Source organism: Rhizobium sp. Rhizsp42 (assembly GCF_047304155.1).
Taxonomy (GTDB): Bacteria; Pseudomonadota; Alphaproteobacteria; order Rhizobiales; family Rhizobiaceae; genus Rhizobium.
The window spans coordinates 42477-56635 of sequence record NZ_JBGLYS010000017.1; the positions used below are offsets into that span (position 1 = coordinate 42477).

The 14159-nt window shown below is 58.2% G+C and carries 10 protein-coding genes and 1 pseudogene; 10 read left to right on the forward strand and 1 reads right to left on the reverse strand.

Translation table 11 applies throughout. The annotated features are described in order from the left end of the window. Positions 1-1106: 1106 nt before the first annotated feature. The 4 genes and pseudogenes from ACCD05_RS17405 to ACCD05_RS17420 all read left to right on the forward strand — a co-directional run bounded on the left by ACCD05_RS17405 (position 1107) and on the right by ACCD05_RS17420 (position 3094). Entirely contained in the window at positions 1107-1253 is a 147-nt protein-coding gene (locus tag ACCD05_RS17405; protein ID WP_162725569.1) for a PAS domain-containing protein, read from the forward strand. Between the two features lie 361 nt (positions 1254-1614). Beyond that, positions 1615-2076 carry a GAF domain-containing protein gene (locus ACCD05_RS17410; protein ID WP_283193897.1) on the forward strand — a complete coding sequence of 154 codons (462 nt, stop codon included), beginning with the start codon at positions 1615-1617 and terminating at the stop codon, positions 2074-2076. A gap of 412 nt (positions 2077-2488) precedes the next feature. Further along, positions 2489-2587 (forward strand): annotated as a pseudogene (locus ACCD05_RS17415) (hypothetical protein); the annotation flags it as partial. A 144-nt stretch (positions 2588-2731) separates the two neighbouring features. Continuing rightward, positions 2732-3094 (forward strand): response regulator, encoded by a 363-nt coding sequence (locus ACCD05_RS17420; RefSeq protein WP_283193939.1) that lies wholly within the window; start codon positions 2732-2734, stop codon positions 3092-3094. Positions 3095-3220: 126 nt separating this feature from the next. On the opposite strand, the gene ACCD05_RS17425 is transcribed toward ACCD05_RS17420, so the two are convergent. Continuing rightward, positions 3221-3478, reverse strand: coding sequence for a helix-turn-helix domain-containing protein (locus ACCD05_RS17425; RefSeq protein WP_111564720.1), 258 nt, complete (start codon positions 3476-3478; stop codon positions 3221-3223). A 590-nt stretch (positions 3479-4068) separates the two neighbouring features. Between ACCD05_RS17425 and ACCD05_RS17430 the strand changes: the two genes are divergently transcribed. From ACCD05_RS17430 to ACCD05_RS17455, 6 genes are all read left to right on the forward strand, one after another. Further along, a complete protein-coding gene (locus tag ACCD05_RS17430) occupies positions 4069-7479 on the forward strand; it encodes a response regulator (protein WP_413394229.1) in 3411 nt (1136 codons plus the stop codon). Continuing rightward, entirely contained in the window at positions 7476-8315 is an 840-nt protein-coding gene (locus ACCD05_RS17435) for a CheR family methyltransferase (RefSeq protein WP_111564813.1), read from the forward strand. The genes ACCD05_RS17430 and ACCD05_RS17435 overlap by 4 nt, the downstream gene beginning before the upstream one ends. After that, positions 8315-8878, forward strand: coding sequence for a chemotaxis protein CheB (locus ACCD05_RS17440; protein WP_112437091.1), 564 nt, complete (start codon positions 8315-8317; stop codon positions 8876-8878). Before ACCD05_RS17435 ends, ACCD05_RS17440 begins: the two co-directional genes overlap by 1 nt. Positions 8879-8885: 7 nt before the next feature. Beyond that, entirely contained in the window at positions 8886-9968 is a 1083-nt protein-coding gene (locus ACCD05_RS17445) for a response regulator (RefSeq protein ID WP_111564717.1), read from the forward strand. Between the two features lie 108 nt (positions 9969-10076). Then, positions 10077-11060, forward strand: coding sequence for a PAS domain S-box protein (locus ACCD05_RS17450; protein ID WP_112437093.1), 984 nt, complete (start codon positions 10077-10079; stop codon positions 11058-11060). A 580-nt stretch (positions 11061-11640) separates the two neighbouring features. Then, positions 11641-13779 carry a histidine kinase dimerization/phosphoacceptor domain -containing protein gene (locus ACCD05_RS17455; RefSeq protein WP_413394232.1) on the forward strand — a complete coding sequence of 713 codons (2139 nt, stop codon included), beginning with the start codon at positions 11641-11643 and terminating at the stop codon, positions 13777-13779. Positions 13780-14159: the final 380 nt, after the last annotated feature.

Below are 14159 nucleotides of genomic sequence, written 5' to 3' on the forward strand. Positions count from 1 at the left end.
TCTCGCTATACTGAGTTTCTTCGGATTTCGTTGAAGGAAACGTTTTTGAAGGCCGTGCCGTCATCCATGGCGCGGCCTTTCCTCCAAGGATCAGGGTAACATCGTCATGCCTCACGTGGTCCGGCAAGCTCGTGATCCTTTAGAATTCGATCATGGACAAGCATGTGATCGAGTTCGATGTTTCACGGCTCCTTGGACGAAAGGGGGCATCGGATGGCGCTGTCATCGAAAACACAATTTCCCGGTGTCGGACGACCATGTGCCTGATCAAACCGCGCTTCGGCTGGACCGCGACGCAGGCCTGACGACCCGACCTCCATTCGCGTCCATCGCTCTTAGTTCGGTCTACTTCCCCAGGTCGGTGACCTCATGCTCAGCGAACGACTGCTGGGCTGCGTCATAAAGTTATGAGTGAGTAGCGCTTCCGGGCCAGATGTCCGAACGAGGTCGCGGCTTCATCAAAACCAACGGCTTGTTGCCTTTGAACCGATGGAGTCTCGTCCGGGCGTTCCGGGTCCGGGCCAGCTTCGTGGCTGTTGCTTTCTCATCGATCTTTACTTTCCATGCGCTCGCGTAACTGAAATAATCAGCGCAAGGCCACATGACCGACATTTCGAGATTTCCTTCCTCCATCGGCCTCATGGCTGAAAAGGTCAGGGCCTTCCCGTGGGACCAAACGCCATTGGGCGCTATCGAGAGGTGGCCGGCAGCCCTGCGTATCACGGTCGACGCGATGATTTCGTCGGACTTCCCCCAATGCCTTTTTTGAGGTGATGACCTCATAGCGATTTAGAACGACGGCTACGTTCCAATGCTTGGCAACAGGCAGGGGGCAGTGGGACAGTCGCTAAAAGTGACTTGGAGAGAGAACTGGGAGCAGCTGCGGCCGATCACGCAAAAGACGATGTCCGGCGAAGCGGTTTACCACGAGATTTTCCGCTCGAAACCACCCGACATGGGCAGGCGGAGACCGCGTATCTCACCTTTTGCTACAGTCCTATCCGAGATGAAAACGGCACGGTTCTCGGCATGATCGACACCGTGATCGAGACGACGGAAGCCGTGCGTGGGCGCCAGCGGCTTGCATCGGAATGGGAACGCGACAGATGTTCGAAAACGCGCCCGGCTTCATGGCGATGCTGAGTGGGCCTGACCATGTGTTCCAATACGTCAATCCCGCCTACTCGAAGCTGGTCGACCATCGCGATGCGGTTGGCAAGAGTGCTGCCGAGGTCCTGCCGGAAGCGACGTAGCAAGATTTTCTAGCCGCTCTCAATGAGGTTAGGCGAAGCGCGAAGCCGCATTCGGCGCTGGGAGCGCTCCTCAAAATCAAGGGACGTCATGGTGCCACCATCAACCTGTACGTCGACTTCGTATACCAGCCCATCAAGGACGCCTCGGGTGTGATAACGGTCATTTTTGTTTCGGGATCCGATGTCACGGAGCGGATGGAGGCCGACGCCGCCTTGCGCCGGTCCGAGGCACGATTACGCTTCCTCGATGATCTAAGCAGGCAAACAGGCAATAGCCGCGACGCTGACGCTTTCCTCGACATCACGACAAGCATGGTGGTGACATATCTTTCGATCTCCAACTGCGCTTATGCGGACATGGATGAGGACGGCGACGGCTTCACCCATACGAGGTGACTGGGCAACCGATGGCGCGCCCTCAATTGTTGGCCACTACAGTCTCGCCGACTTTGGCGAACTTGCCGTGGAGAAACTCAACAAGGGCCAGCCGCTGATCGTCAACGACAGCTTGGCCGACCTCGCGCCGGAAGCGGCCAAAACCTTTCAAGACATCGGCATCGCGGCGACAATATGCATGCCCTTGATCAAGGAAGGCAAGCTGACCTCGCCGATGGCCATCCACGATAAGGTGCGTCACCGCTGGATGGACGAAGAGCTCGCGTTGATCAAGGAAGTTACGGAGCGGTCCTGGGCACATATCCAGCGCGTGCGATCAGATGCTGAATTACGCAGCACCGCGGCGGCCTCGGCGATCTCAACGCCACCCTCGAAGCCCGCGTCGAAGACCGCACGGCAGCCTTGGTGCAAGCCGAGGAAGCGCTAAGGCAAGCTCAGAAGATGGAGGCCGTTGGCCAGTTAACGGGCGGTCTCGCCCACGACTTCAACAACATCCGCGCCGTCATTGCTGGCAGCCTTGAGCTAATGCGGACACGGTAGCCCAAGGCAGCGTCGACGACATTGATCGCTACCTAAGCGGCGCCCATGCCTCGGTCAAGCGGGCGGCGGGCTTGACACAGCGCCTACTCGCCTTCTCAAGACGGCAGACGCGACGACGTTCCTCGACGTGGGCCAGCTTGAGAACGCGCTTCTCGATCTGTGCACGAGATGCCATACCGAACGGCGGAAAGTTGACGATTGAAACGGGTAACCGCTAACTCGACGATCGCGCGGCGAGGGCGCGCGGTCTGGCGTTTGGGCACTTTGTCTCGCTCTGCGTGAGCGATACGGGCACTGGCATGACACCCGACGTTGTCGCTCGAGCGTTCGACCCATTCTACACAACCAAGCCAATCGGTAAGGGGACGGGGCTCGGCCTGTCCATGGTCTACTGGAGGACCGCCCGCATTTATTCGGAAAGTGGCAAAGGTTCGAGGGTCTGCATCTACCTCCCGCGACATCATGATAATGCCCGCCATGAAGAGGTCCTTGTTCCAACGGTCGAAACGCCGTGGGCGCCGGATGTAAAGACAATCCTATGCGTGGACGACGAACCGCTCGTAAGGATGGTGGCGGTCGACATGCTTGAAGAGCTTGGCTACGCGGTTCTGGAAGCGGACGACGCGCCATCGGCGATGAAGCTGCTCGACGCCCGGCCGGGTATTGACCTGCTTGTCATGGATGTCGGATTGCCAAACGGCATGAACGGGCGCCAGCGTCGCGGCCGCCGCCCGCGCTCAGCCCTCAGCGTCCAGAGCCCAGAGCTGCGCGTGCTGTTCGTCACCGGGTATGCGGAAAACGCCGTCCTAAACCATGGTCATTTGCAAGACGGCATGCTCGTGCTGACGAAGCCGTTCGCCGCGGACGCGTTCGCGCTCAAGATTTCGGAACTTCTGATGAGCTAGACCAAAGCGCCGGCGAATTAGTTGATCGTTTCTTCGAAATGATTCTTTTTTCGCGCAAGCAAGCGCTTACCGTATGTCCGTGGCTTGACGGCGCCAAACGCGCGGAGGACAGGACGTCACTCCGCGTTAGAACTTTTCCCGGTCCGAGTATTCGTCGAGCAGCGATGATGGCTTAAGGCGAAGAGCGTGGCAGATTGTCAAGAACGTGGGAACGGACATGGTGTTTTGACCACTTTCATACTTGCCGATTTGCTGGAACGAGACGCCCAAGGCGTTTGCCAAGTGAGTTTGGCTAAGTCCCAGTGATTTTCGGGCTGACTTTACGCGTCTTCCTAAATTGCTATTTATCCGCGAATGGATCGACTTATCACCACTGGGTATCATTACTTTTTCCAACCGATTAGAGACAAGAAGCTGTTTCTTTACACGTGTAGGGCGATCGTTTGGATCTCCTCGACCTTAAAAAATACGTCAGTTTAACACTCGCGAGCGTCGATCTTGTCCTTGTAACGCCGACGCTTGGTGGGGTGCCCGAGGTGACGGCTGCAGAACGAGTTGGGTATCGAGATGACGGCTACGCCAGGCGCCGCGGGGCCGGAGGCGCGGTCATCTGATCGTGACGAAACCGCGTTCTTCAGCTTCCCGGGAGATGGAGCTGGGGCGTGAGAATCGGCGTGGACGCAATCTCAGTGGTCGTTGCGTGATAATGGGGATGGCGCTCCCTGGGTGGCATTGCGAAGGGCGCGCCCGCGCGGCGATGGCGACGACTAGCGGCCGTGCGGTGGTCGCGAGCGTGGCGTCCTTGACCGCGAGATCTCCGGGATGCTCGCTGGTCTAAATTCGCGGCTCCTTGGTTCGACAACGGCGTGGTCATTGCCTATTAGGGGGCGCGCGAGTAAGGGTTCCTGACCTGCCTTCCATGCTGCGAGATTCTGATGAAAAATAGGCCTGCCTCTCAATTGTCGGATCGATCCTTGGGCCTCGATCCCGGGGTGGCGATCGGGCTGGCCGGCACGCTCGTCTTCTTCTTGATCAGCGGTCTCGTTGCCTTTCTCAATCTTCAGGCGTTGGAGGCGAGCAATCAACGCATCGTGCAGACGCATGTAGCGATCGTTGCGCTTGATGAATTACTGTCGCGAGTCCAGGACGCCGAGACGGGGCAGCGCGGCTTTCTGCTGACATCCAACGAGGCCTATCTCGAACCATTCGATTACGCTCTGCGGGCGATACCATCGAAGCTGCAAGACATAGATCGGTTAACTGCAGAAAATTCTGGCCAGTCGGAGCGGCTCGCGACGCTCAAGCAGCACGTCGACGCCAAGCTCGCCGAGTTGAGGGAAACGATCGACGTCCGGCGAAAAGAGGGATTGGAGGCGGCACTGGTGGCCGTGAACTCAGATCGCGGTAAAAGCGCGATGGACGCGATTCGGGCACAGATCTCCGCCATGGCGCAGCGTGAGGGAGAGGTTCGCCTGCAGCGCATCGCGGATATGAAAGGCGCTCAGCGGACGGCACTGACGAGCACAATATTGTCTGGCCTGGTCGGCATGGTGCTGACCTTGGTTATCGGCGCGCTGATACGACGTGCGACGTTGGCGCGTCGACACGAGGATTGGTTGCAATCGGGTCAAGTTGGACTGGCGACCGCCATGATGGGCGACCAGCCTCTCGATCAGCTAGGCAACAGCATCCTGGAGTTCCTGATAGGTTACGTCGGGGGAATAGCTGGTGCCGCGTTTGCGATAGACAGGGATAAATTCAAGCGCATCGCCGCCCTTGGCGTACCAGGCAATGCAGCCATTACAGACCATTTTCGGTTACGCGAAGGGCTTTTGGGCCAAGCCGCGGCGGAAGGGAAACCGTTGGTCTTCGGAGAGGTGCCCGACGGCTATCTGGCTTTTGGTTCGGCGCTTGGCAGGGATAAACCTCGCCATCTCGCAATCTTTCCCGGCTCGGTGGACGGGCAGGTTAACTCCGTCATCGAAATTGGCTTTTTGCGTCCCATGGACCCGCGTGTGCGAACGCTTCTGGAACGGGCGTCCGAAGCGGTCGCGATCGCCGTGCGATCCGCCACCTACCGAAGTGAGCTGCAAGACCTGCTTGAGGAAACTCAGCGCCAGTCGGAAGAGCTGCAGACCCAGAGCGAAGAGCTCCGCGTATCGAACGAAGAGCTCGAGGAGCAAGGTCGTGCGCTGAAAGAATCGCAGACTCGCCTTGAGCAGCAGCAGGCCGAGCTGGAACAGACAAATTCGCAGTTGGAAGAGCAGGCGCAGGAACTCGAGTTCCAGCGCGACAATCTCGAGCGCGTCAACGCGTCCGTAGAGCTGAAGGCGAGAGAGCTCGAGCAGGCCAGCCAGTACAAGTCCGACTTCCTCGCCAACATGTCTCACGAGCTCAGGACGCCACTCAACTCGTCATTGATCCTCGCGAAGTTGCTCGCGGACAACCCGGACGAGAACCTGACCGCTGAGCAAGTCAAATATGCGCAGACCATCCAGTCATCGGGCAATGACCTTCTAAACTTGATCAATGACATCCTCGACTTATCGAAGATCGAGGCTGGTCATGTGGAGATGAGGCCGGAGACCGTCGTGATCGAGCGCCTCGCGAACAATTTGAGGCAGGTTTTCCAACCCGTGGCCGCTGAAAAGAAACTCGATCTTGTAATCGAAGTTGCCCAGGATGTCCCGGCGGCGATCGAGACCGATCCGCTTCGTCTGGAACAGGTACTCAAGAACCTGCTGTCGAACGCCATCAAGTTCACCCAGTCAGGCAGCGTCGTTCTCAAGATCACCGGGCAGGATGCGCGGGGAATTTCGTTTGCTGTAACGGACACCGGTATCGGCATCGCTCCTGATCAGCAGCAGCGCATATTCGAGGCGTTCCATCAGGCTGACAGTACGATCAGTCGCCGTTATGGTGGCACGGGTCTTGGCCTCTCGATCTCGCGTCAGCTTGTACGGCTGCTCGGTGGTTCGATCGAATTGGTGAGCCAGCCTGATAAAGGCAGCACCTTCACTGTCACTGTGCCGCGGAGCCATGATCCGGCGGCCCTGCTTGCCTTGGGAGATGGGTTGACCCGCCACACAACGATGGCCGAGGGCGCCGTGAACGAAGTCGTGCCAGCGGCCAGGACGCAACCTCCGTCGCACGCGACGCGCGCGCTCGATGACGACCGCGCCGCGCTCGATAGCGCAAGACGCGTTCTGCTTGTGATTGAGGACGATGCATCCTTCGCGGCAATCGTCAGGGATCTCTCGCGCGAGATGGGTTTCCAGGCCTTGGTCGCCGGCACCGCCGAAGAGGCGCTCAGGCTCGCGAAGGAATACAGACCAAACGCGGTCATCCTTGACGTCGGCTTGCCCGATCAATCCGGCCTGGCGGTTCTTGATCGCCTCAAGCACGACGTCGAGACCCGCCATATGCCTATCCATATGATTTCCGCCGAGGACCACAGCGAAACAGCATTATCCCTGGGCGCCGTCGGCTACGCGGTCAAGCCGGTCAAACGCGAACAGCTTGTCGAGGTTTTAGAGAAGCTCGAGCTAAAATTGGCACAGGACGTACGACGTATCCTGATCGTCGAGGACGATCCGGTTCAGCGGGAGGCGGTGGCGAAACTTCTCGGCTCGCGCGGGGTGGAAACGCTGACGGTCGGAACGGCCGCTGAATGCTTGCAGGTCCTCAAGGATGGCACGGTCGACTGCATGGTTCTCGATCTATCGTTACCTGACGCCTCGGGCTACGCCCTTCTCGAGACCTTGAGCCAGGAAAGCGCGTACGCCTTCCCGCCGGTCATCGTTTACACCGGAAGGGACCTATCGCAGGACGATGAGCAGCGACTTCGACGTTATTCCAAGTCAATCATCATCAAGGGCGCCAAGTCGCCCGAACGTCTCCTCGACGAGGTCAGCCTATTCCTGCATCAGGTGATCTCCGAGTTACCGCATGAACAGCAAAAGATGATCCGCAAGGCGCGCAATCGCGACGCTATCCTGGAGGGTCGTCGTATCCTCGTGGTGGAGGACGATGTTCGCAACGTCTATGCCTTGACAAATATTCTCGAGCCCCGCGGCGCGATCGTGGAAATAGCTCGCAATGGCCAGGAGGCGATCACCGCGCTCGAGAAGGCCTCACGAACGGATGCGGCGATGATCGACCTCGTGCTAATGGACGTGATGATGCCCGTGATGGACGGGCTGACGGCCACCCGCGCGATCCGCGAAAATCCCGCCTGGAAAAAGCTGCCGATACTGACCCTGACGGCGAAAGCGATGCCGGACGACCAGCAACGCTGCATTGAAGCCGGAGCGAATGACTACATGGCCAAGCCCCTCGACGTGGAGAAATTGCTATCGCTGGTACGGGTGTGGATGCCGAAATGACGGAAGCGGAAAACCCAAGAAACGTCGAGGATATCGAGATCCGGCTGCTTCTGGAGGCACTGTTTCTCACCTATCATTATGACTTTCGCAATTACGCGATGGCCTCGGTCAAGCGTCGCCTGCGGCAAGCCCGCCAAGCCCTGGGGTTTGCCACGATCTCGGCGATGCAGGAAAGCATCTTGCACGATCCATCACTGCTTCCGAAGCTATTGGGCTACCTGACCGTGCAGGTCAGCGAGATGTTTCGCGATCCCAGCTTCTTCAAGGCGATTCGTGAAAAAGTGGTTCCGCACTTGAAGACGTATCCTTCCCTGAAGGTATGGATCGCGGGATGCAGCGGCGGCGAGGAGCTCTATTCGATGGTAATCCTTTTTCGCGAGGAAGGCCTGGAAGAGCGCACCTTATTTTACGCCACGGACATCAACGCGGAGGCGCTCGCCGTGGCCGAGGCTGGCGTATACGCCCTCGATCGTGTGCAACTGTTCACGGAGAACCACCGAAAATCGGGCGGTAAATCGTCATTGTCCGATTATTATCAGGCTGCCTATGGGAGAGCATCCTTTGACAAAAGCTTGCGGCGCAACGTGGTTTTCTCGGATCATAGCCTGGTCACCGATGCCGTCTTCGCGGAAATGCATCTCATCTCTTGCCGCAATGTCCTGATCTACTTCGACCGCGATCTGCAAGACCGCGCCATAAGGCTGTTTGAAGGTTCCATGGTGCGAAAGGGATTTCTAGGCCTGGGTGCGAAGGAAAGCCTGAGGTTTTCGGCTCTCGCGGGCTCCTTCGAGGAACTTTCCAGGGAAGAGAAACTCTACCAGAAGCGGGGTGGGTGATGGCGGGGCGTTTTGACGCCGTGGTGATTGGAGCATCGGCTGGGGCCCTGGAGGCACTCTCGGCCATTCTTCCCTTGCTTCCCGCGAATTTCTCGATGCCGATTATCGTTGTTGTCCACATACCGCCGAACAGGCCAAGCGCCTTGGCCGAACTGTTCGCGGTCAAATGCCATATGGCCGTGAAGGAAGCTGAGGACAAGGAGCCGATCTGCGCGGGCACTATCTATTTCGCGCCGCCCGACTATCATCTACTCGTCGAACTCGATAAAACATTTGCTCTTTCAAGCGATGAGCCGGTCCTTTTCTCCCGTCCGTCCGTCGATGTTTTGTTCGAGACCGCCGCCGATGCCTATAGGGAAAGGCTAGTCGCGATCGTGCTATCTGGCGCCAACAGCGACGGCGCTCAGGGGTTGAAGGCGGTGGTTGAGGCGGGTGGCGTCGGATTGATCCAGGATCCCGCCACGGCTTATGCAGCTTTAATGCCGGACGCGGCCGCCAAGGCAAGTCCGGAAGCTCACATTATGACGCTTGCGTCGATCGCGGAATATTTGAAAAAGGTTTGAATACATAATGGACGCCGTGCCTTTCCTGCTTGTCGACGATCTGGAGGAGAACCTTCTTTCACTCGAAGCGCTTCTCCGCCGTGAAGACCTGATTCTACTGAAGGCTCGATCGGGCGATGAGGCATTGGAAATGCTTCTTCATCACGACGTCGCCCTCGCCCTCGTCGATGTCCAGATGCCGGGCTTGACCGGCTTCGAGCTCGCCGAGCTAATGCGTGGCAACGAACGCACCAGGCGCATCCCCATTATCTTCGTGACCGCTGGCAGCACCGATGGACAGCGTCGTTTCCGTGGCTATGAGGCCGGCGCGGTCGACTTCATTCAAAAGCCGATCGAACCGGATGTCCTGCGCAGCAAGGTGGAGGTCTTTTACGAGTTGTTCCGCCAACGTCAGCAGTTAGCCGCTCAGCGTGACGAATTAAAGGTTCAACGTGACGAGCTTGCATCGCAAGCTGAAGCGCTCAAGGCGGCGGCGGGCCATAAGGACGTGCTGCTGCGGGAAATCAATCATCGCATCAAAAACCTGTTCAGCGTGACCGCCGGATTGATCTCCTTGAGTGCCCGGCCCGCGAGAAGCGTTGCCGAACTGGAGGCCGATCTCAGGTCCCGACTGCATGCGCTATCGCGAGCGCACGAACTGACGTTGCCGGATCTCGCGCTCGACGGAGCCGGGAGCGAGATCGCGACGACGGTGAACGCGCTCCTTCGCGCGATCGTGGCGCCACATGAGCATGACCAGGATTCTCGCATCGAGATATCAGGAGCGGACGCTCCGCTGACGGGCAGCGCGCTGACCTCCCTTGCGCTGCTGCTGCATGAACTCACAACCAATGCCGCCAAATATGGGGCGCTTTCGATCCCGGATGGCAAACTGAAAATCGAGGTAGAGTCGCAGGGCGAGGTCTTATCGATCAATTGGTCAGAGGAAGGAGCGATGAGACTGGAGGGGCAACCAAAGCGGGAGGGCTTCGGATCGACCCTCGAGAAGGCGGCGCTTCAAGGCCTAAGCGGGCGGATCTCACGAGATTGGACCAAGGAGGGGCTTCGACTGCGGGTCCTCATTCCGCTTCCATCCCTTGTCAGGCTATGACTGGCGTCCTGGAATGGATATCCAACCTGCCACGAGCTTGTTGGACTTGATCTCACCACAAGCTGCCTAGATTCTCAGCCACCAGCGGTAAAAGTTGCATCGTCAGACATGAAAAAACATACCGAAGAGCGTCTTGCGGCCATCGTCGAGTCGTCGTTCGATGCGATCATCAGCAAGGATCTTGCAGGAATGATCGTCAGTTGGAACAGGGCGGCCGAGCAAATGTTCGGCTATCGAGAGCAGGAGGCCGTCGGCCAGTCGATATACCTGCTTGTTCCTGACGATAAGCACGACGAAGAGGCACGCATCCTTGAGCAACTCAAGCTTGGTGAACGCATCGAGACTTTCGAGACTGCCCGCCGGCATCGTGACGGCAGGCGAATCCCGGTATCGATCACCATCTCACCCATCAAAAGCCGAGCCGGGAAACTTGTAGGCTCGTCAAGCATCGCCAGGGATATTTCGCAGACAAAGGAAAGCGAACGGCGGCTGCACCTGTTGATGCGCGAGGTCAACCACCGAGTTAAAAACCAATACGCGGTGGTGCTCGCGGTAGTCCGGCAAACGGCGATGCGTGCCGGATCGGTAAAGGAATTCGAAGCACGCATCCGTGAGCGGATCATGGCGCTGTCCCACTCTCACGATCTGCTTTCCCAGGTCGACTGGGCGGGCGTAAGTCTTGCCCAACTTGTTTCGCACCAACTCAAGACGTTCGAGATGAGCCAGACGGTGAAGGTCTCTGGCCCGGACATAACACTCGACGCCAACGCGGTTCTAAACATAGGCATGGCGCTTCATGAACTGGCTATAAACGCAATCCGTTTCGGAGCGATTGAAAGCCAGCACCCCTCGGTGACATGGAGCATACTGCCCGCAACGGACGGTAACGGCCAACGTTTCGAGTTAAAATGGTCCGAGTCGGCGGTCGAATACGCCGAGCTGTTGATGCAGGAAAACGGTTTTGGCGCGCTCGTACTCCGCAAACTCGTGCCGTCGGCTCTTTCCGGGCAGGCGGCTTGGAGCATGCATGGCGGTTTCATTCAGTGGACGCTAATTGCTCCTCTCTCCGCTGTCCAAGTGGCACCTCCTTAACAGCCTCAACGTCGAAATCTTGTTTACCCCTGTATTGACCGAGACGGAGTGCCAGTATCTGACAGCTTCGGGTCTCCGTTGAAGAAGATCTCGGGACGGATGGAGACTTTTGGCTGCGCGCGGCTCGGACACCATATTCCCAAACTTAAAGCGTGTCGCGATCCTTCGGATTCGTTTGCCATGCTTTATACCTTTTTTTTCTAACATGTCGGAGCCGCAAGGCCGCTGCGCACTTTTTCCCGCGCGTCGAGAAGCTGCAGGTCCGCCTCCGCAAATCGGTTGAGGCTCGGCTCTGTTCTGGATCACTGCGAATATACCATCCAAACGGTGGAACTCCGACATTCTAGATCTTCGAATGAAGCCACGTTCGCGCCTTGGGTTCCGAGGCTGCGTCCCAAGGGTCATTCTCGGACCCCAGCGTGGGACAAGGTGGCTTGATGAGCAATGTGTTGGTCCGTATTTCGAAATCCGGGAAAAAAAGGGACGTCGCGCCGAGCGCATGCTAAGACGTGATCGCAAAGTTCCGGTATCCTTGTCGGTTCACGCCTTCCGTGCGCGGTAGAAATTCGGAAACACAATCTTGCTGAACGATGCTCTGCCGAGCGATGCGGATATAACGTCCTGCGATCTAGAACCAATCCACATCCCTGGCTCGATCCAGCCACATGGCATTATGCTCATTGTCAACAACGAGCTCAAGGTGATCGGCGCGGCTGGAGATATCGAGGGGCGTTTAACGGAAAACTGGGCTGGACGCGCATTGATTGACCTTGTCGGCGGCGACTGTGTCGCGAAGGCCGCGCGCGTCGAGGAAGACGCTACGCTCATCCTTGGACGGGTCGAGGGCGCCAGTGGCTACCTCAATGCCATCGCGTACCGATCAGCGGGACGCTTGGTTGTTGAGATGGACGCCGCCGAACCGGAGCCAACGCTCAGCGCGCCCTTCCTCTTCGGACTGGATGCCGCGGTAAGCCAATTTGAACGCGCGCCGACCGTGGAAAGCCTGTGCCGGCAGGCGGCGGCCACGTTTCGCGACCTGACAGGTTATGGTCGCGTAATGATCTACCAATTCATTGATGGCGATGCGGGCGTGGTTGTTGGCGAAAGCCTTGACGAAGGGTCTTCAAGCTTCCTTAACCACCATTTCCCGGCAACTGATATTCCCAAACAGGCGAGGGCCCTCTATGTTCGCAACAAGGTCCGCGTTATTCCGGATGTCTCTTACATTCCCGCGCCGATTCGCTCCGTCCGAGAGGACTTGAGGGGACTTGATCTTAGCGATTCCACGCTTCGTAGTGTGTCGCCTGTTCATATCCAATATCTGAAGAACATGGGTGTCGCCGCCTCCGCGTCGATTTCCATTGTCAAGGACGGCGTCCTTTGGGGATTGGTGGCCTGCCACCACCACGAGCCCAAGGAAATCACGCTCAACGTCCGGATCGCCTGTCTTGCCATCGCCGGGTCTCTCGCTCGGCAGATCCGTTCCAAGGAGGAGGCCGAACTCTATCGGGAACGGTTGCGTTTTCGATCGCAGGAAGAGACGGTCTTGTCCAAGCTCGGCGCTGACGGTTCGCTGAGCGAGTTCTTCGAGCGGTCCGGACGCGAGCTCGCCAACCTTTTAAGTTCCGATGGGTTCGCGGCCGTTCAGGGGCAAGATCTATTTACCTACGGCAAATGCCCTGACAATATCGATATACGCGCCATAGCGGATTTTATCAGGAGGCCGGCCGCGTTGCAGCCTTTCGCGACGCCCAGCCTCAAGACCAAGATGCCGGAAGCGGAAGCCTACGCTGATCGCGCAAGCGGACTTCTCGCGGTGACAATGTCCACCGAGATCCCGACAATTCTGATCTGGTTTCGCGCGGAACATCTCGAAGTGCTGGAATGGGCGGGCAACCCCCATAAGGGTGTCCCCGTGGAGCCGGGTGTCACACTCACACCGCGCGCGTCATTCGAGGCTTGGTCGGAGGAGGTGCGCCATAAGGCACGGCCGTGGTCGCACGGCGAAGTCGAGGCAGCGGGCCGGGTCGTCCGGTTGATGCTCGAGCGCAGGAACGACTTGAGGGTGCGTGAGCTTAATCGCGAACTGACCACGACCATCGCCGAAAACGAGACCCTTCTGCGACAGAAGGATTTCCTGTTGAAGGAGGTCAATCACCGCGTTCAAAACAGTCTCCAGCTGGTGGCCGCGTTTCTGCGATTGCAGGGCAAGACCTCCGGGGATGACGCCGTCAGGCTCCAGCTTGAAGAAGCTGACAGACGGCTCAGCGCGGTCGCTCTGGTTCACCGACGCCTTTACCGAGACGACAGCGTCGAGGTCGTCGACCTATCGCGCTATCTGGAAGATCTCGTGAGTGAAATGAAGACGACAATGGACGACGAGTGGGCGCGCCAGTTCGACCTGGAACTTGCCCCTGTGCAGATCTCCACCGATCGAGCCGTGAATGTCGGTCTTGTCCTGACCGAACTGGTCATCAACGCGCAGAAGCACGCCTATGAAGGGCGACCTGGCCGGCTTTCCGTCATTCTCGAGCAACACCGCGGGATGTTCCGACTTATCGTGATGGACCACGGCGCGGGGAAAAAGTCGGGCGGCGGGTCGGGATTTGGGAAGCGAATGCTCGCTGCCGTCGTGGATCAGCTTAAAGGAACCATCGATGAACAGGACAATAAACCAGGTTTGCGCACCGTTGTGACCGCGCCAATAGACACGCCCTGAAACGTCTGGTGGTGGGTTCCACGGGGTTTTTGCTCATGCGCGCGCCGGACCGATCTAGCTCGGAAGGCTCGTGTACCGGCTTGATAGTCCACGCGGTCGAGGCCTTTTCCACCCAGCCAAGTCAAGCCATCGCCATTGTCCGACGTTTCGCAACGGCAATGGCCTCGTCCATGGCTCGAACGGTGGCGCGGCCTCCTTCGTGTCATTGACTGGCCCAAGTTGGGTTTGATCAGCCTTGGCGACCTTCCCAGCGCTGGAGTTGGACTTGGATCTCAATTCGGATCTAGATCTGGATGCAACCGGGTGGCGGTTGAAAAGCGAGTTTTCGCGGCCTTCGCGCCACGGTCCACTGGCGCGACACACATGACCCGAACAGAAAG